Origin of the sequence: Flavobacterium tistrianum (assembly GCF_003254545.1) — a bacterium.
Taxonomy (GTDB): domain Bacteria; phylum Bacteroidota; class Bacteroidia; order Flavobacteriales; family Flavobacteriaceae; genus Flavobacterium; species Flavobacterium tistrianum.
The window spans coordinates 417,596-437,150 of record NZ_QJRH01000073.1; the positions used below are offsets into that span (position 1 = coordinate 417,596).

Genomic DNA, 19,555 nt, shown 5'->3' on the forward strand with positions numbered 1-19,555 from the left:
GTAGCTTTCAATGGATTTTTAGCCATAAAAGCTGTATATTTAAATCTAAAGTAGGTTCTTTTTGGCGCAATTGGCGATTGAGGACATAATTTTAAACTACAAGATATGAAGCAATTATTACAATGGACCATTATAATTCCGATTCTATCGTGGGCGCTCCTATTTAGCGGATTGATAGAAAACAGTACTATTTTTCAAATCGTTGCGAGTGTTCTGCTTATTTTGAGTGTAATGTCGGCAGTACATCATTCAGAAATTATTGCCGAACGTGTTGGAGAACCTTACGGAACGATTATTTTGGCCATTTCGATTACTGTAATTGAAGTTTCGATTATTGTTTCTTTAATGCTTTCTGAAGGTTCGCAAGCAGCTTCTTTAGCCAGAGATACGGTTTATGCTGCGACAATGCTTATCTTAAACGGAATTATAGGTTTGTGCCTTCTTATAGGAAGCATCAAACATTACGAACAGAATTTTTCGACTTCTTCGGTAACTATTGGTTTGGTTTCGCTGATTTCTATTATTGTATTTACTCTAGTTTTCCCCACTTTTACCGAAAGTGTTCATGGTTCTTATTATTCAACACCACAGCTTATTTTTGCTTCTATTGCCTGCGTGGTGATCTATTCTTCCTTTCTTTTTGCTCAAACTAAAGGATACCGGCAATATTTCCTTGCGAATGGAGACAAGGAAGAAGAAACCAAAATTCATCCCATAGAAATCAATAATAAAACGTTTTATACAAGCCTAATTTTTCTTTTGGTCAGTTTAGGAATTGTAGTATTATTGGCTAAAACGCTGTCTCCAACTATTGAAACGATAATTGTCGGTTATAATCTGCCAAAATCTCTTGTTGGAGTTATCATTGCGATTATCATTTTATTGCCCGAAGCAATTGCGGCTATTATTGCCGCCAGAAAAAACAGACTGCAAACCAGTTTAAATCTCGCTTTGGGTTCTGCCCTTGCCAGTATTGGGTTAACAATTCCGAGTGTTGCCGTGGTTTGCATTATTATGAATATGCCAATTGTTTTGGGGCTCGATATTAAATCTATTGTCTTATTGGCACTATCTGTTTTCACCGTAATGCTTTCTTTAAGCAAAGGCAAATCTAATAGCGTTTACGGCGTGGTGCTTTTGGTAAATTTGTTTGCTTTTATGTTTTTAATGATTTATCCTTAAATGTTCTATCATTTTTTAAAAAAATGTCAATCCAAAACTCCATCCTATCCATCCCAGAATGTCTTTACTGTTGTTTTTAATTACAGTATAATTCTTGGTGCGATCCTGAACAAATGTAGAATTGTTTGCATTACCGTATTTATCTTGTTTCTCAGACCAATAAAAATTCAAAGAAGGACCTGCAGCTATTGCTACGCCTTTGCACAATTGAAAAGAAAAAGAGGAATCAAATTTGGATAAGGAATTATAGATATCCCAGTTTCCTAAATAAAGATACTGTGTGCTAAATTCAGGATTAAAAGTAAAGCGTTTCCCTAACGGAATGTTCTTTCCTAATCCGATTCCGAAAGAAAATAGCTTTTCTTCGTCTTTTCGATCGCTTCTTCCCGCCATTAAAATAGTATACATTTTATGGTCTCCCGTTTTTACAGCAAGATTAATATCTGAAATTTCGTTGCTCGTTATGCTGATTTTTTTATAACCGCCTTTTTTAAAATTTAAGAGACCAAAACTATAACCAGATGGCGAATCTGTAATGTTGACTAATCCAAATTGGACTCCTTGTAATTCTTTAGCATAATTAAAAAGTCCCGTAATTTGAGCGCCTCGTACAGTGTCTTTTCCGATATTGCAAATCCCTGAAAGCTGTAATCCGTTTTGCGAACCCTTAACAGTGTTGCTAATTCCTGCAATTTGAAGTCCTTTAGAGTCTTTATAGACATTGTTATAGATACCTCCCATTTGCAAACCAACTTGCGAACCTTTCACACTATTATGAATACCGCTTATCTGCAATCCTCTTAAATTGCCGAAAACATTATTATAGATTCCGGCTAACTGCAGTCCGTTTACAGATCCTCCAACGGTATTAAATATTCCAGCCATTTGAAGCGCATCGACATTCATACGGTTAATATTATAAAGTCCAGCCATTTCTAATCCGCGAACTCCAGCATTATAACCTCCCAAGATGTTTAAAGAAAAATTATTGACAATCTGCGTATTCAACATCCCACGCGTACTTATACTCGGAATTAGTGAAGCCTGTACAGGAACTTTAGAAATAAATCCTCCCAGATTGAGCGCTTGTATTTTTTGTTTGGAAGAAATAAAGAAACGGCCAATTCCTGATCTTTCAATTTCAGAAAAATCACCATCAATATAATCTGTTTTATTCTTTTTGTCTCCCATCTGAATTTTAATTTCAGATAGAAACACCATCGTCACCGTTTTATAATTCTCCTTAACGGCTGTCAATTCTATAGCTTGAGGTGCATTTTTTAATCGAAGTTCAAAATAACCATCTTTATTGGTTAATGTAGACAGCAGTGCATTTTTCTCCAATACACTCACATTTTCAATACCATTGTTCGTTTTTGTATCTATAATATAACCGACTACAATTTGCTGTCCGTCACTCATAACGGTATTTTTCTCCAATACAAGAGCCAATTCTAAAGGAGCATAACGCACAATAATATATCCTGGCGATTCTTTATATTCATATTTGGCACCCAGCAACTGATCTAAAACTCCTTTTATGGTGTTATTATCGGCATCAACGCTAACGATACTATCTTTTACAGCCAGTTTGCCATAATAAGCAAATCTAAAACTTCCTTTTTCTTCCATTAAGTCCAAAACATTGCTTAATGGTTTCTTATCTGCATGAACAGATATTTCGTTTTCCAATAATGACTGCGCATTTACTTTAAAAAAGATGCTCGAAATGATAAAGAAAATGACTGTAAAAACAAGCTTTGTGTTACTTGGCATATAAAACGGAAACTAATAATTTAATGAATTAAATTTTGGATTCAATGATTGGGTTTTCAAAAATACCTCAATTCCTATATTTTCAATAAACTTTTTTATAATTTTTTACTTCTTTTTTCTTACTAACATGAAGCTGCTTCTAATAAAAGTATTCGCAAATGACATTACCAGTATTACAACGATTTAGTTGAAAAACAGTAGTAATAAGCGTAATTTTTACACATAAAAAGTATCACAATAAAGACCAAAACTGAACGATTTTACCCCTTATTTTTCAGCATTTTTCTCTAACTTAGCGGTCTACATTTTGAAATGTAAGATTAAAATAACCATTGTTTTTTGGCAAAACATTGAATGAAAAAGAATTACCATACTTTCTCTTACTTTTTGCTACAAAAACATTCTTCTAATAATTTAGTTAATTGAAAACTATGAGCAAATTTGATTTTGGAATTGTAGGACTCGGCGTAATGGGTCGTAACTTACTTTTAAATATCGCCAGCCATAACTTTGCGGCAGCAGGTTTAGACTTAGACACCGAAAAAGCCAACTCTCTTCAACAAGAAGCCGACGCCAATCACACTATTGAAGCTACAACAGATGTAAAACATTTTGTAGAGCTTATCCAACAGCCAAGAGCAATTATGTTATTGGTTCCTGCGGGAAAACCAGTTGACAGTGCTATTGCAAGCTTACTGCCTCACTTAGATAAAGGAGACATTATTATTGACGGTGGAAACACTTATTTTACAGATACTGACAGAAGATTCATTGAATTGTCTGAAAAAGGAATCCACTTCTTCGGAATGGGAATTTCGGGTGGTGAAAAAGGCGCTCGTTTCGGTCCTGCTATGATGCCAGGTGGAGATCAGAAAGCATACGAAAGATTACGTCCTATTTTTGAAGCGATTGCAGCAAAAGTAGAAGGCGAACCTTGTGTAGAATATTTAGGAAACGGTTCTGCTGGAAACTACGTAAAAATGGTTCACAACGGAATTGAATACGGAATCATGCAGTTGATTTCTGAGATTTATGACTTAATGAAAAGAGGTTATAATCTAGATGATACAACGATTCAGAAAACTTTTGAAGAATGGAACCAGACTGATGATTTAAGATCATATCTTATTGAAATAACTGGGAAAATCTTGAAACAAGAAGATACAGACGGAGGTCTTTTAATCAATAAAATTTCGGATTGGGCAAGATCTAAAGGAACAGGAAAATGGACTTCGCAAAATGCAATGGACTTGCAAGTTCCAGTTCCAACAATCGATGCAGCGGTTAACATGCGCGATATGTCTAAAACCAAACCAGAAAGAATTGAAGCGGCTAAAAAATTAGTTTGGAATGCTGGTGAAGCAAATGTTTCTCAAAGCGAAGCTATTGCTGCTTTAAAATCGGCTTTATACTTTTCTATCGTTGTAACTTATGCTCAAGGTTTAGCTCAGCTTCACACAGCTTCTAAAGAATATAATTACGGATTAAACTTAGAAACGGTTGCTAAAATTTGGCGTGGCGGATGTATTATTCGTGCAACAATTTTAGAAGATTTCAGAAAAGCATATGTTGCAAAATCAGACTTGCCAAACTTACTTTTGGATAACGGAATTGCTTCAAAATTAGTAGAAAACCAAGCAGGAATGCGCGCTGTAATTCAGTTTGCTGTTCAAAAAGGATTGCCAGTTTCAGGATTAATGAATTCGTTATCGTATTTTGATGCTTACAGATCTGCAAATCTGCCAACAAATCTAATTCAGGCACAGCGAGATTTCTTTGGCGCACACACTTACGAACGTATCGACAAAGAAGGCGTTTTCCATACCCAATGGGCTGAATAAAACAACAAAAAAACAACACAACTAAACCACACAATGACTAAAAATAAACTAAAGAATCCAACAATCATTGTTATTTTTGGAGGAACTGGGGATCTAGCAAAAAGAAAGCTCTTCCCCGCTTTTCAAAATCTGTTCCTTGACGGACGCATGTCTGAAAAGTTTCAGATTATTGCTCTTGGTAGGGCTCAAAAAAGTGATGAAGATTTTCGCGCTTATGTAGCAGAAAATCTAAATCTTTTTTCAAGAAAAAAAGGAATTAATGATCCAGAGACAGAAAAATTTCTTTCTCATATAAGCTATCACAGTCTTGATATCGACAAAGAAGAATCGTATTTAGGATTGAGCGAAAAGATAAACAATTTTGACTTGGAGTTTGGCGAACGTTCAAACCGTCTTTTCTACCTTTCGATAACGCCTTCTTTTATCTCGACCATTTCAAGCAATATCAAAAAAATTGGCCTTGCGGCGAATGCCAAACAGGACCGCATTATTATTGAAAAACCTTTTGGTTACGATAAAGCTTCGGCAATCGAGTTGAATGAAATGCTTTCGCAGACTTTCAAAGAAGAGCAGATTTACAGAATTGACCATTATTTAGGAAAAGAAACGGTTCAGAATATCTTGGCTTTCCGTTTCGGAAACTCAATGTTTGAGCCTTTATGGAGCCGTAATTTTATTGATTTCGTGCAGATTACCGTTGCAGAAGAAGTTGGCGTTGAAGAACGAGGCGGATTCTATGAAGGTGTCGGCGCATTGAAAGACATGATTCAGAACCATTTGTTTCAGATTTTATGTATGACGGCTATGGAAGCGCCTGCTTCTTTAGCAGCAGACGACATTAGAAATCGTAAAGCAGATGTTTTAAAATCAATCCGCAGAATTAAACCTGAAGAAGTTGATCATTACATTGTAAGAGGTCAATATGACGCTGGAGAAATTAACGGAAAACCAGTTCCAGGTTATCGTCAGGACAAAGGAATTGCACCAGATTCTAATACCGAAACTTATGTCGCAATGAAAATTTATCTAGACAACTGGAGATGGCAGGGAATTCCGTTCTATCTGCGTTCTGGAAAAAGAATGGAAGAAAAGCAGTCTTCGATCATCATTCAGTTTAAGCCAGTTCCACATTCTTCGTTTTCTTATGGAAAAGAAGGCATGACGCCAAATAGATTGATTATCAATATTCAGCCTTCAATGGACATTAAACTGCAATTTATGACCAAAAAACCAGGTTTATCAATGGCTTTAAGACCTGCAGAAATGGTTTTTGATTATTTTGCTTGTTCAACTATGTCGCCAGAAGCATACGAAACCTTAATTGCAGATGCATTATTAGGAGACCCTACTCTATTTATGCGTTGGGATCAGGTAGAAGAAGCTTGGGACGCAATTGAAACGATTCAGCAAGTTTGGAAAACTACTGCTCCAACCAATTTCCCAAATTACAAAGCAGGAAGCTGGGGTCCAGAAGAAGCCGACGAATTATTGGCACGCCAAGGTCACAAATGGATTCCGAATACACAAAACATTAAAAAAGAAGAAGAAATTCTAGATGGTACAGATATACAATAACACCGACGAAATTAATACTAAAGCAGCAGATCTTTTTGTAGAATCGGCTCAAAAAGCGATTGCTGCAAAAGGCAAATTTACAGCTGTTCTTACAGGAGGCTCTTCTCCAGCTGGAATCTATAAATTATTGGCTTCTGATGCTTACAAAAATAAAATAGACTGGAGCAAAGTGTATATTTTTTGGGGAGACGAAAGATGGGTTCCGCTAAATGATGATTTGAGTAATGCTAAAATGTCTTATTCAACATTATTAAGCCACGTGCCTATTCCGCAAGAAAACATTTTTGAAATGTACAAAGATGGTGTTACACCTGAGGCTTATGCAGCTGAATATGAAAAATCTATCAGAACTGTTTTAGGTGAAGAAGGTAAATTTGACCTGATTTTACTAGGTATGGGAGACGACGGACACACAGCTTCTCTTTTCCCAGGTGAAGCGGTTCTAGAAGAGCAAACCAAATGGGTTGACGCTTATTATTTAGCTCCTCAGAAAATGTACCGTATCACGCTTACTGCTCCGCTAATCAATAAAGCAGAAAAAATTGTAGTGGTAGCTTTTGGAGAAAAGAAAATCAACGCTTTGAAAGAAGTGACAACTGGAGCTTACAATCCGACTTTATATCCAATGCAATTGATTAAACCAGTTTCTGGTGAATTATTGTTTTTGGTGGATAAAGTTGCTGCAGGAACAAACTAAGAAATTGTGTATTACCATATAATTCAAGGTCTATGCTGAAAAGTGTAGGCCTTATTTTTTTTCTTCTCTTTTTTCTCTCGCAGATCTTGCAGATTTGGCAGATATTGTAATTAAAAAAAATCTGCTGAATCTGCAAAATCTGCGGGAGAACTTTTATGCTCAAAGCAATTCAAAAACCGACCACAAAACACTGAAAAACAAATATTTAAAAAACCTATTTCTTTTTTATTTAATTTTGTTTAATACTCTCCGATTCAGTCTATTAGATTATAAGCATCATTTTTCATCTTTCGAGCTTTTACACTGATTATATAATTTCAAATCTATTTTGCGATGAAATATAATTACTTCCTAATTGCGGTTTTTCTTCTTTTTATTTGCTGTAAAGAAAAAAACACAGAACCCAAATTAGTTAAAATCAGCGCTTCGCAAGGATGTTATATTCCGAAAACGAACGATAAAGATTGGTACACCCAAAACAAAAAAGCACCAAAATTTAAAGGTCTTGATGGTATAAATTTTAAAATTACAACCAATAATCCCGAAGCGCAGGAATATTTCAATCAAGGAATGATGTTGGCGTATGGATTCAATCATGCCGAAGCGGCGAGATCATTTTATGAAGCTTCGCGTTTAGATCCGAATTGTGCTATGGCGTATTGGGGATTTGCTTATGTTTTAGGTCCAAATTACAATGCAGGAATGGAAGAAGACAATTTTCATCGTGCTTTTGATGCGGCCCAAAAAGCTAAGAAACTTTCTGCCAAGTGTTCTCCGAAAGAAATTGCTATGATTGATGCATTATTAGTGCGTTATGCTAAAAATCCTCCTGCTGATAGAAAACCGCTTGACATTGCGTATGCTGAAGCGATGAAAAAAGTATATACTCAGTTTCCCTCAGATCCAGATATTGGTGCGCTTTACGCGGAATCCCAAATGAATCTCCATCCATGGGATTTGTATGAAAAAGATACTGGAATACCTAAAAAATGGACTCCAGAAATACTGGCTGTTTTAAACGAATTGATCAAAAAAAATCCGAAACATCCTGGTGCGCATCATTTTTTGATTCATGCCGTAGAAGCTTCTGCAAATCCAGAAAACGGACTCAAGAGTGCTAAACTATTGGAAACTTTAGTTCCTGGCTCCGGACATTTGGTGCACATGCCTTCTCATATTTACATTCGCACAGGAGATTATCATCAAGGCACACTTTCAAACATCGAAGCGGTTAAAATTGATAGTTTATATTCCACTGCTTGTAATGCTCAGGGCGCTTATCCTCTAGCCTATTATCCGCACAATTATCATTTCTTGGTGGCAACAGCGGCTTTAGAAGGAAATTCAAAATTAGCTTGGGAATCGGCACTAATATTACAGCAACACATGTCTCCTAAAATTATGCGAGAAGCTGGTTGGGGAACTTTACAGCATTATTATAGCATTCCGTATTATATCGCCGTAAAATTCTCGATGTGGGATAAAATTATGGAGATTCCAGAGCCTGAAAAAGATCTCGTATATCCGAATGCGATTTGGCATTATGCAAGAGGAATGGCCTATCTCGGAAAAAATGATATCGCCAATGCCGAAAAACAGCTTGCTTCTCTAAACCAATTAGCCAAAGATAAAACCTTAAAAGAGGTTACTATCTGGAATATCAATACAACCTACGATCTGGTTCAGATCGCTAATAATGTGCTTTCAGCAGGAGTTGAAGCGAAAAAAAGCAATTTAGATAAAGCTATTGTTCTTTTAAACCAAGCAATAAAAATTGAAGATCAGTTAAATTACAACGAACCGCCAGACTGGTTTTTCTCTGTTAGACATTATTTAGGCGCTGTTTTGCTCAAAGCAGGAAAATATGCTGAAGCTGAAAAAACATACAGACAAGATTTAAAAACACTCCCAAAAAATGGCTTCGCCCTAATCGGACTTTATAATGCTCTAACGCTACAGAAAAAAGAAAAAGAGGCTTTAAAAACTAAAACCTCTTTTAATGATGCTTGGCAATATGCTGATTTGAAGATTAAGGCTTCTTCTAGTATTGTGGAGTGATTTTACTTTTTAAGATGTCATCGTAAAAAGTCAGAGACTTTTATTACGTTTAGAAATTCTAAAACAAAAAAAAATGCGCAAAGTCAGAGACATTTGCGCAGCTTTTCAATTCGAATCCGGAACTCTTTACAGAGCAAGGGATATAATTCTACTTAAGACTTCTTAAAAATCATAATATTACCAATCCAGCTTATAATGCTCCATCTTTTCAACTTTTACCTTAGACCAAAATGACTTTCCATTATAATCTTCTGTTTTCTCCAAAGAAAATCTTCCTGTCGGTTGTTCATAAAAAATAATATTACCGTCTGAACTAATCTCTCCAAAATAATCAATAAGAATACCCCCATTTATATTTTTAAACATATTGATTTTTATTTTTTTTCCTTCAATATAATAATAACCTGGAATCCCTATATTCTTATTATTAACCTTCTCTAAATTTGGCATTCCTCTATTATACACAAACAAAACTTGTCCTTTTGAAAAAAATCTTACAAACCTGTAATTTTCTTTTTTAATTTTTATATCATCCCATTTATTGTAAGTAGAATCCATTATGTATATACAATTTGTATCAATAGCAGATTTACTCATTTTTGTATACTCTAATTTATTGTATTTAAATTTCGTAGAATCATACAAACGATATCCTCCCTCAGTTGTGGTATAATATTTTACATTACAACAACAAAACAAAAATAAAATTGATATTAGTATAAAATTTTTCATGCTAATAGAATAAATAATTAGAATTATAGCTTCCCGTGTAATTGTATGCCTTCGATGATAAACCTCTATCAGGAAAATACGGTGTAATAAAGCTCTTTTGTCTATGAATCCAATTTTGTATACTGTGAAGTCTTTTTTCACTATTATGTCCATAAAAACTAGCCTGACCCTTATAAATAATTCCACCATACATTGTCCCAGCTCGTAATTGTGGCATGATTTCATTTTTATGCATACCACGTCCATCTAATACGTAAGAATTTCCTCCAATAGCATCCTCACCAAATGCATCTCCAGTCATCATACTACCTCCAAAAGCAAGCGGAGTTTATTATTCGTAGAAAACTTTTTAGTTAGTTAATACATCATAGTCTTTTAAAATTTGTCTAAACTCATCTGATGGCTTAAAAAATACTGTTTTAAGTCCGCCTAAATTTTCTTTATTAGGCAATTCTACTTTTATTATAGAAAATTTCATCTCTTTTAAGAGACTAATTACAAAATCAATATACTCTGACTTTCCTCTGTAGAATAATTCATCTTCAGAAATCGATGCGCCACTGTTTAAAAAAGCTCCTAAGAGAAATGACAATTTTACTTTTTTTTCTTTAAATGCTTTTCTACTTAATTTAAGAGTATAAATCTTATATTCTTTATCATCTTTTGGATCAGAATAAAAATCGTTTTTGTAAATTGTTTTATAATACTTTTCAAAGGGATTATAAGGACTTAAATTGTACAACTCCAGAAAATCGTTCTCTTGAAAAGAATATTTAAAACCACTCTTTTGTCCATATAAAGAAATGCTATCTTTAAAAATTTTAAGCATCTTTTCCTTGCCGCCTAGAAAAAATGTCAATCTGTTTTTTAGTATCGGATGCTCGGGAATATATATATCTCCGCTGAAATGATTAAACATTCCAATTAAAAATGCTTCCCTTTCTTTTACCAATTCATTTCTATTTTGCCCAGCCACATAGTTTACTAAAAAAAACATACATATTAAAACTATTTTTCTTATGGTCGCCATACGCTAAAAATTTGATAAATATTATTAAATGTTGCTCTTGTACTGTGCCCTGCAGGATCCATTAAATATAATCTATATCTTGAAAAGTCTTCAAGATATTGAATTTTTGTCACAAGACTAGCATGCCCTGTCGGAAGAGAAGAATCAGGATACCATCCTAATTGCACCACTCTATTATTTCCCCCAGCTCTCCGAAGTCTTTCTTAATAGTGCTGCGCAAATGTCTCTGACTTTGCGCCATCCCAAATCCTTCTTAAAAACGCAAAAACATCTAAAAAGTCTCTGACTTTCTTACTGAGTCTTTTAGAAGTAATCGTAAAAAGTCGGAGACTTTTATTACGTTTAGAAATTCTAAGACCAGAAAAAATTACGCAAAGTCAGAGACATTTGCGCAGCTTTTCAATTCAAATATAGTACTCTTTGCAAAGCTAAGAGACTTTTATTCCGTTTAGAAATTCTAAGACAAAAAAATACGCAAAGTCAGAGTGACATTTGCGCATTTTTTTAATTCAAATCTGGGACTCTTTGCAGAGCCGGGAAAGAGGCTTTAAAGATTAAAACCTCTTTTGTTAATTCTTGTAATTTGCCGATATTAAGATTATATGTTTTCTGATATTGTGAACGAAATTAATGTTCATTTATAATATTTAATATCAAAATTAATTTAATTATGTTCAATTAAAAAATCTTTGTCTCTCAATTCACCTAAAGTAAAACCATATTTTTTAACAACGGGATAATCATTTATAATATCCTCCCAGTTTTTGTTTCCTAATGCAATAGAATCGTAAACAAATAAATAAATTTTATCTTCATTTTTATAAAGATCTTCAATACACATTGGCTTTCCATTTCTTTGAAAATAAGCAGTTCCTAATTCAATATTTTTATTTCCTGCATATGCTTTCACAAGAGTATTAATTGCATAAGGCCTAGGGTCACTATAGTTATGTAAAATTGTATCTGATGACGCTTCAATGTAAAGAACACTATCTGTATTATTTTTAAACTTGATTTTATAGTGACAATTTTCAGTGTCTTTTGGTGTACAGGATGCTAATAATATTAGAAAAAGAATATTTCTCATTACTTTAAATTTTAATTTTTGCATTATATAATTTTAATCATTGGTCAGATTCAGCATAAGATCCAAAAGACCAACTTCCCAGCTCTCCGAAGTCTTCCCTACGAGTGCTACGCAAATGTCTCCGACTTTGCGCCATCTCAGATACTTCTTAAAACACAAAAACATCTAGAAAGTCTCCGACTTTAAATGAATACAAGTATAGAGATTTATTGGTTTTAAATCTAAAATTTACCATTCAAATATCGGCATTTTAAAATTGCATTAAGCTTAAATCATTTACATAATAACTTATAGCGAAACAAAAATAATCAACCCTCTAAAAACCAACCCCAATTATTATCAAATTTTTAAATCTCATGGTTTTTAGAAAAATTTTAAGAAACCTTATTTTTCAAATTACTATATTTGGCGCACTTTAAAGAATAATTAATCCCACTTTTTAAGGAACAAAATTGTAATTCCTGCTGTAGTTGTATGAAACCCACTAAGTTCATATATATCGTTTTACTTTCGCTGCTTTGTTTTTTCAGAGGCACCGAGACGTATTCGCCGATTTATACTTTCAGCAGCTGTATTACCTTAGATAGCGTTGCGGCAGACGATACACAAATATTTTCTTCTGACTTTTCTTCTTCTAAAAATTTAGAAGTTCATTATAAGCTCAAAAAGAAAATGAAATGCAGAGCGACTACTTTGGAACAAAGTACGATCAGAGCTCCGTATCTCAGCAATTTGGTTAATTTCAAGCTTTATAAAGAAAGCTTAATCTATGGTATAGCTTCAATATACCATATTGAAAGACATCCTCATCTTCATTTGTACCAACTTTTCTAGGCTGCAAAATTTCGTCGTTTTTATATTCTAGTATTCTGGAACAATACCTCATTTATGTATGTGATTGAGTTGCTATTGCTATAAAAACATTTCTCTAAAACGGTACTTTTCAAAAAGAGAAACATCCGTACGCCTTATTATTTTCAAAATCCAAATTCGAACTCCCGATATTTTAGTATCAAGGGAGCACATCTATTTATTCAAAAATTTAAACCTAATGATGAGCATTTATAAAAATCCATTTCTTTTATGCACCTTGGCTTTATTCGTTTTAGTCTCGTGCGGAGATAAAGCAAAAAAAGATTCAAACAACATAAAAACAGTTCCTGTTTATAAGGTAACCCTAAAAGACACCATAGTTTCGAGCAAATTTGTTGCCGATGTACATGCTAAAAACAATGTAGAAATTCACGTTCGTATTCCGGGTTTACTGGATAAAGTTTACGTTAGCGAAGGACAAAAAGTAAAAAAAGGGCAAATCCTTTTCAAAATAAGCGATGTTGAACTTCAGATTCAGCTTCTAAAAGCCGAAGCTGTTTACAAAAGCGCAAAAGCCGATTTAAGAATTGCAACGGTAGAATTGGAACAGGCGCAAACCCTTTTCAATAAAAAAGTAATTGCAGACAAAGAATTAGAATTATCTAAAGCAAAATATGAAGCCGCTTCCGCGAAAGTTGCACACGCAGTTGCCGAAAGAAAAGCAATCAACCAACAGATTAGCTTTACCACAATCCGCGCGCCATTTGACGGAACAATTGACCGTATTCCGTTTAAAGAAGGCAGTTTAGTAGAAAACGGTTCGTTACTGACAACTGTTTCTCAATTGGACGACGTTTACGCCTATTTCTCAATTCCTGAGAACACGTATTTCCAAATGATGGAAGACAAAACCTTAAACACGCAGGGCGATATCAAATTGGTATTGCCAAACGGACAAGTTTACGATCAAAAAGGAGAATTAAGAACCGCTGACGGAGAAATCGACAGACAAACGGGTTCTATTCAATACAAAGCAAAATTTCACAATCCGCAAGGATTTATCAAACACGGAACTTCTGGTAAACTGATTATTTCAGAGCCAAAAACCAATGCAATTTTAATTCCGCAGAAAGCTGTATTTTTTATTCAGGACAAACAATACGTTTTCCGCGTGAACAAAGATGGAGTAGTTAAAATGACGAATGTTACAATTGAAACAACTCTAGATGATGTTTATATCTTGAACGAAGGTCTAAAAAGCGACGACCTGATTGTACAAGAAGGTACGCAATCATTGAGAGACGGCGATAAAATCAACATGAAACAAATGTAGGTTATCGATCTGTAAAACAGTTATTTAATTATTTATCTAAAACATTTAAAATGATAGAGTTATTTATCAGAAGGAAAATATTGTCATTAATCATCTCGGTTATGATAGTCCTTCTGGGATTGCTGGCGTTGTTTCAGCTTCCTATTACCCAATTCCCAGACATTGTACCGCCGTCTGTAACCGTTACAGCAAAATATACAGGAGCAAACGCAGAAGTTTCGGCCAATGCCGTCGCCCTTCCGTTAGAAAGAGCCATAAATGGAGTTCCCGGAATGACGTATATGTCAACCGTAACTTCCAACGATGGTTTGACATTAATTCAGGTTTTCTTTGAAGTAGGAACCGATCCCGATCTGGCTGCCGTAAACGTGCAGAACCGTGTAACTACGATATTGGATGAACTTCCAGAAGAGGTAATTCGTGCCGGAGTTACGACCGAAAAAGAGGTAAACAGTATGTTGATGTACTTGAACATTACAAGTACCGACAAAACTCAGGATGAGCAGTTTATCTTCAACTTTACCGATATTAATATCCTTCAGGAATTAAAACGTATTGATGGTGTCGGACGTGCCGAAATCATGGGTCAGAAAGAATATTCGATGCGTGTCTGGCTGGATCCCGAAAAGATGCTTTCGTATAATATTTCGGCAAATGAAGTGATTGCTTCTCTTCAAAAACAAAATATTTCTGCCGCACCAGGTAAAGTGGGTGAAGGCTCAGGACAAATGAACAATCAATTACAATATGTAATTAAATATGGAGGAAAATTCTTCGAGCCAAAACAATATGAAGAAATTCCGTTAAGAGCCAATCCAGACGGAACAATTTTAAGATTAAAAGACATCTCAAAAATTGAATTTGGTGCAATGAGTTACGGAATGGTTTCTAAAACCGACGGAAAACCTTCTGCATCAATCATGCTAAAACAACGTCCGGGTTCGAATGCTTCTGAAGTTATTGCGAGCGTAAAAGAAAAAATGGCTGAATTGAAAGTTTCTTCTTTTCCTCCTGGAATGGAATTTAATATTGCTTACGACGTTTCTCGTTTCCTTGACGCTTCGATTCATGAAGTATTAAGAACTTTGGTTGAAGCCTTTATTTTGGTTGCATTTGTAGTTTTCCTTTTCCTTCAGGATTGGAGATCGACTTTGATTCCAGTATTGGCAGTTCCTGTGGCGCTTATTGGTTCGTTTACCTTTATGTCCATGATGGGATTCTCGATCAATTTATTGACGCTTTTTGCTTTGGTACTTTCTATCGGAATTGTGGTTGATAATGCAATTGTCGTCGTCGAAGCCGTTCACGTAAAAATCACCGAAGAACATATGTCGCCAATGGATGCTACCATTAGCGCCATGAAAGAAATTACAGGTGCCGTTATTGCAATTACGATTGTGATGGCTGCTGTATTTATTCCGGTTGCTTTCTTGAGCGGTCCTGTTGGGGTTTTCTACAGGCAGTTCTCATTGACAATGGCAATTAGTATTGTCATTTCGGGTATTAATGCCCTTACGCTTACTCCTGCCCTCTGTGCTATTATGCTGAAAGCGCACGATCCTAATAAAGAGAAAAAATCGCTTTTAGATCGTTTCTTCCATAGATTCAACCATTGGTTTGATAATATTACTTCAAAATACATCAAAGTATTGGTGAAATTTGCTGACCGTAACACTGTAACCGTAGGTTTATTAGTGCTGTTTTGCGTATTGACTTGGGGAACAACCAAATTCTTAGCGTCAGGTTTTATCCCGACGGAAGATCAGGGAATGGTGTACGTAAGTGTTACAACGCCACAAGGAGCAACTGTAGAACGTACTGAAAAAGCTTTAGATGAAGTAACCAAAATTGCTCAAGGAATTAAAGGTGTAGACAACGTAACAACTCTTGCAGGATACAGTATTGTAACTGAAATCGCTGGAGCTTCGTACGGAATGGGAATGATCAACTTAAAAGACTGGAGCGAACGTGATATTTCGGTTACCGAATTTATGGCTGAACTTACCGAAAAAACAAAAAACATTGCCGATGCACAAATCGAGATTTTTGCACCACCAACCGTTCCCGGATTTGGTAATACGAGTGGTTTCGAGCTTCGTTTATTAGATAAATCTGGAGGAAGCATTACCAATACCGATAAAGTAACCAAAGAATTCATAAAAGAATTAAACGCTTCGCCAGAAATTCAGAACTCATTTTCGAGTTTTGACGCCACTTTCCCGCAATATTTAATTCATATTGATTACGATCTTGCGGCTAAAAAAGGAATTTCGGTTGACAATGCCATGAGCACTTTGCAGACGATGTTAGGTTCTTTTTATGCAACCAATTTTATCCGTTTCTCTCAAATGTATAAAGTGATGGTTCAGGCAAGTCCACAATTCCGCCAAAATCCAGAAAGTATTTTGGATATGTATTTGAAGAATGAAACAGGCGAAATGGTTCCGTTTTCTACTTTCATCAAATTAGAAAGAGTTTATGGACCTGAAGTTTTAACGCGTTACAACATGTACATGTCGGCTATGATTAACGGTGAACCTGCTGAAGGTTACAGTTCTGGAGACGCCATTGCCACCGTCGAAAGAATTGCTGCCGAAAAACTGCCAAGCCGTTTTGAAGTAGAATGGTCTGGTATGACGCGCGAAGAGATTCTGTCTGGTAACCAAACGACATACATTTTTGCACTTTGTATACTTTTTGTATACTTATTACTTGCGGCTCAATACGAAAGTTTATTGCTTCCGTTTCCAGTATTATTGAGTCTTCCAGTTGGAGTTTTCGGTTCTTACATTGCACTTGTAATGGTGGGACTCGATAATAATATTTATGCTCAAGTAGCACTCGTCATGCTGATTGGTCTACTCGCCAAGAACGCCATTCTGATTGTAGAATTTGCAATGGCACAGAACAAACTCGGACGTGATATTGTCGAAGCCGCAATTGAAGGAGCCAGACTTCGTTTCCGTCCTATTTTGATGACCTCTTTTGCTTTTATTTCAGGATTGATTCCGCTTTGTATCGCTTCTGGTGCGGGTGCAATTGGTAACCGTTCGATCGGTACGGCAGCTGCGGGTGGAATGTTAATAGGAACTGTGTTTGGCCTTTTGATTATTCCTGGACTTTACATACTGTTTGCGAAATTGGAAAAACGAATGAATAAAAATTAAACAATGAAAGACATAATAAATCAATATAAAAATACTGATATGATAAGGACAACCAAAAGTGCCGTTGTAATTACGGGAATTTTACTTTTGACAGCTTGTTCTGCACCAAAAGTCAGTAACAAACTAAATGCAGCAAAGCTTCCAGAAAATTTTGATGCACAAAGGAAAGAAGCATCAAGCGAGACATTTATTCCGTTAAAGACAGAAACCTTTTTTAAAGATCCAAAACTAGAAGTTTTATTAAAGAAAGCTATTGCCAAAAATCCTGATTATTTAATCATGCAGGAAAGAATCTTGATTGCCAATTCGCATTTAAAAGTGGCAAAACTGGCGCTTCTTCCCTCTTTAGATCTTGTTGCCGATGCTTCTGGAACACACTATGGAAAATATACTATGGAAGGCGTTGGTAACTATGATACTAACTTCTCTCAGAATATTACAGATAAACAAAAAATCAATGAAAAGGTAACTCCTAACTTTTTTCTAGGAGCAAAAGTTTCTTGGGAAGCCGACATTTGGGGAAAACTAAGCAATCGTAAAAAGGCAGCGCAACAGCGATTTTTTGCCTCTCAGCAAGGAATGCGTTTGTTGCAAACACGCCTTTTAGGAGATGTTGCCGACTTGTATTTTAAACTTGTAGCTTTAGACAAACAAGCGGCGATTTACGACAACAACTTGAAAACCCAAGAAAGAGCATTGGATATTGTTTCTGCACAAAGATCGGTTGGAAAAGCTACTGAATTGGCTGTACAGCAGTTTAACGCGCAAAACAATAATATTCATGCCGAGGCTTCAGAATTAAAATTAAGTATCGATCAGACTGAAAAAGCTTTATTGACACTTTTGGGTGAATATGGCGGAAAAATTGACAGAAGCAGTGATTTCCTAGCTGGACATTTAGAGGTTTTAAATCAAAAAATAAGCGTAGATTCTATTATTCATAAAAGACCAGATGTATCTGAAGCTTACTTCGAATTATTAGCAAGTAACGCCGATGCTAAATCGGCTCGAGCTGCCTTTTTCCCGACTGTAAATCTGGGCGGTTATGCTGGTTTCAACTCATTTTCGTTCAACACCTTATTTGACGCTGGTTCTTTCGCTTGGCAATTATTGGGCGGATTGACAGCTCCTGTTTTCAATAAAGGACAAATCAAACAGGAATTTTATGTTTCGAACAGAAGACAGGAAATTTCATTTCTTCAATATCAAAATGCAGTAACAACAGCTTTCAACGAATTGAGCGCTTTATTGCACAGAAACGAAGCTTACGAAGATGTTTTAAAATACAAATTAAACGAAATTGATCATCTTGAAATTGCCGTAAATGTCTCAAACGACTTGTATTTGAGCGGTTATGCCAATTATCTGGAAATCATCAACGCACAAAAAAATAAACTGCAGGCAGAATTGGATTTTGTTGATATCCAGCTTCGAAATGCAAACTCACAAGTATTGCTTTATAAAGCTTTAGGCGGAGGAATAAATTAGTCTATATGTTGGTCAAAAATGGCTTCTGTTTATAATAGCTCATCGCAGAGGTTATTTTATATCCCATTTCTTTTGAAATGGGATTTTTTTATTAAAGTAACTTCATTTTGCCGTTTACTTTTTACCTTTATTCCAAAAATACTAAAATTCCGTTGATGGATATTTCCAAAATTCTTGATTACATACACCCACTTCCTGAGCAATCTAAACTTGCTCTGCAAAACAATGTTACAGAAATAGCATTTTCTAAAGGACATATTTTGCTTCGAGCCAACAAAGTAGAATCGAATATTTATTTTATAAAAAAAGGATTGGTGCGAGCTTATGTAGAAAGAGATAATGAAGTTACTTTCTGGTTTGGAAAAGAAGGCGAAACCATTATTTCGATGAAAAGTTATGTGGAAGATCAGCCTGGTTATGAGACTATCGAACTTTTGGAAGATTGCAAATTATACGAACTAAAAACAGAAAATCTTAGAAAACTCTTTAATGAAGATGTTCACATAGCCAATTGGGGACGAAAATTTGCCGAAAAAGAATTAATCAAAACAGAAGAGCGTTTGATTTCTAAACAGTTTAAAAATGCGTCTGAACGCTATTTGGAATTAATGAAAGATCATCCCGAACTCTTGCAAAGAATACAATTAGGTCATATTGCCTCTTATTTGGGAATAACACAAGTCAGTTTAAGCAGAATACGTGCAGAATTAAAATAATTTCATTTTTTATCATTTGTTAATTTTTTTCTGATTTCCATAAAAGAACTTTGCAGCATA

At 35.2% G+C, this 19,555-nt stretch carries 14 protein-coding genes; 9 read left to right on the forward strand and 5 right to left on the reverse strand.

Annotated features, from left to right (window positions below; all coding sequences use genetic code 11):
• The first annotated feature begins 105 nt into the window (after window positions 1-105).
• Window positions 106-1,182, forward strand: a complete 1,077-nt coding sequence (locus tag DMB71_RS20860) for a calcium:proton antiporter (RefSeq protein ID WP_111369532.1) — start codon at window positions 106-108, stop codon at window positions 1,180-1,182.
• Window positions 1,183-1,197: 15 nt separating this feature from the next.
• On the opposite strand, the gene DMB71_RS20865 is transcribed toward DMB71_RS20860, so the two are convergent.
• The gene (locus DMB71_RS20865) at window positions 1,198-2,958 is read right to left on the reverse strand and encodes a peptidase associated/transthyretin-like domain-containing protein (protein WP_111369534.1); all 1,761 of its coding nucleotides are present in this window, start codon (window positions 2,956-2,958) and stop codon (window positions 1,198-1,200) included.
• A 431-nt stretch (window positions 2,959-3,389) separates the two neighbouring features.
• Here DMB71_RS20865 and gndA point away from each other — a divergent pair, with 431 nt between their 5' ends.
• The 4 genes from gndA to DMB71_RS20885 all read left to right on the forward strand — a co-directional run bounded on the left by gndA (window position 3,390) and on the right by DMB71_RS20885 (window position 9,129).
• Window positions 3,390-4,799, forward strand: coding sequence for an NADP-dependent phosphogluconate dehydrogenase (gndA, locus tag DMB71_RS20870; RefSeq protein WP_111369755.1), 1,410 nt, complete (start codon window positions 3,390-3,392; stop codon window positions 4,797-4,799).
• A gap of 33 nt (window positions 4,800-4,832) precedes the next feature.
• Entirely contained in the window at window positions 4,833-6,374 is a 1,542-nt protein-coding gene (gene zwf, locus DMB71_RS20875; protein WP_111369536.1) for a glucose-6-phosphate dehydrogenase, read from the forward strand.
• Complete coding sequence (gene pgl / locus DMB71_RS20880; RefSeq protein WP_111369538.1) at window positions 6,355-7,071, forward strand: 6-phosphogluconolactonase; 717 nt, start codon at window positions 6,355-6,357, stop codon at window positions 7,069-7,071. The genes zwf and pgl overlap by 20 nt, the downstream gene beginning before the upstream one ends.
• A 333-nt stretch (window positions 7,072-7,404) precedes the next feature.
• Window positions 7,405-9,129, forward strand: a complete 1,725-nt coding sequence (locus DMB71_RS20885; RefSeq protein ID WP_111369540.1) for a tetratricopeptide repeat protein — start codon at window positions 7,405-7,407, stop codon at window positions 9,127-9,129.
• Window positions 9,130-9,306: 177 nt separating this feature from the next.
• Here DMB71_RS20885 and DMB71_RS20890 read toward each other — a convergent pair whose 3' ends face one another.
• The 4 genes from DMB71_RS20890 to DMB71_RS20905 form a co-directional block, all read right to left on the reverse strand.
• Entirely contained in the window at window positions 9,307-9,726 is a 420-nt protein-coding gene (locus DMB71_RS20890) for a hypothetical protein (protein WP_162614860.1), read from the reverse strand.
• 136 nt (window positions 9,727-9,862) lie between these two features.
• On the reverse strand, window positions 9,863-10,078 hold the full coding sequence (locus tag DMB71_RS20895; protein ID WP_162614861.1) for a hypothetical protein: 216 nt from the start codon (window positions 10,076-10,078) through the stop codon (window positions 9,863-9,865).
• Between the two features lie 132 nt (window positions 10,079-10,210).
• Window positions 10,211-10,858 (reverse strand): hypothetical protein, encoded by a 648-nt coding sequence (locus tag DMB71_RS20900; protein ID WP_008463402.1) that lies wholly within the window; start codon window positions 10,856-10,858, stop codon window positions 10,211-10,213.
• 697 nt (window positions 10,859-11,555) lie between these two features.
• Window positions 11,556-11,978, reverse strand: a complete 423-nt coding sequence (locus tag DMB71_RS20905; protein WP_162614862.1) for a hypothetical protein — start codon at window positions 11,976-11,978, stop codon at window positions 11,556-11,558.
• 1,051 nt (window positions 11,979-13,029) lie between these two features.
• Here DMB71_RS20905 and DMB71_RS20915 point away from each other — a divergent pair.
• From DMB71_RS20915 to DMB71_RS20930, 4 genes are all read left to right on the forward strand, one after another.
• On the forward strand, window positions 13,030-14,124 hold the full coding sequence (locus DMB71_RS20915) for an efflux RND transporter periplasmic adaptor subunit (RefSeq protein ID WP_239453015.1): 1,095 nt from the start codon (window positions 13,030-13,032) through the stop codon (window positions 14,122-14,124).
• A gap of 50 nt (window positions 14,125-14,174) precedes the next feature.
• Entirely contained in the window at window positions 14,175-17,291 is a 3,117-nt protein-coding gene (locus DMB71_RS20920; RefSeq protein ID WP_111369552.1) for an efflux RND transporter permease subunit, read from the forward strand.
• A gap of 3 nt (window positions 17,292-17,294) precedes the next feature.
• The gene (locus tag DMB71_RS20925) at window positions 17,295-18,779 is read left to right on the forward strand and encodes a TolC family protein (protein WP_111369554.1); all 1,485 of its coding nucleotides are present in this window, start codon (window positions 17,295-17,297) and stop codon (window positions 18,777-18,779) included.
• A gap of 155 nt (window positions 18,780-18,934) precedes the next feature.
• A complete protein-coding gene (locus DMB71_RS20930; protein ID WP_111369556.1) occupies window positions 18,935-19,495 on the forward strand; it encodes a Crp/Fnr family transcriptional regulator in 561 nt (186 codons plus the stop codon).
• The last annotated feature ends 60 nt before the right edge of the window (window positions 19,496-19,555 follow it).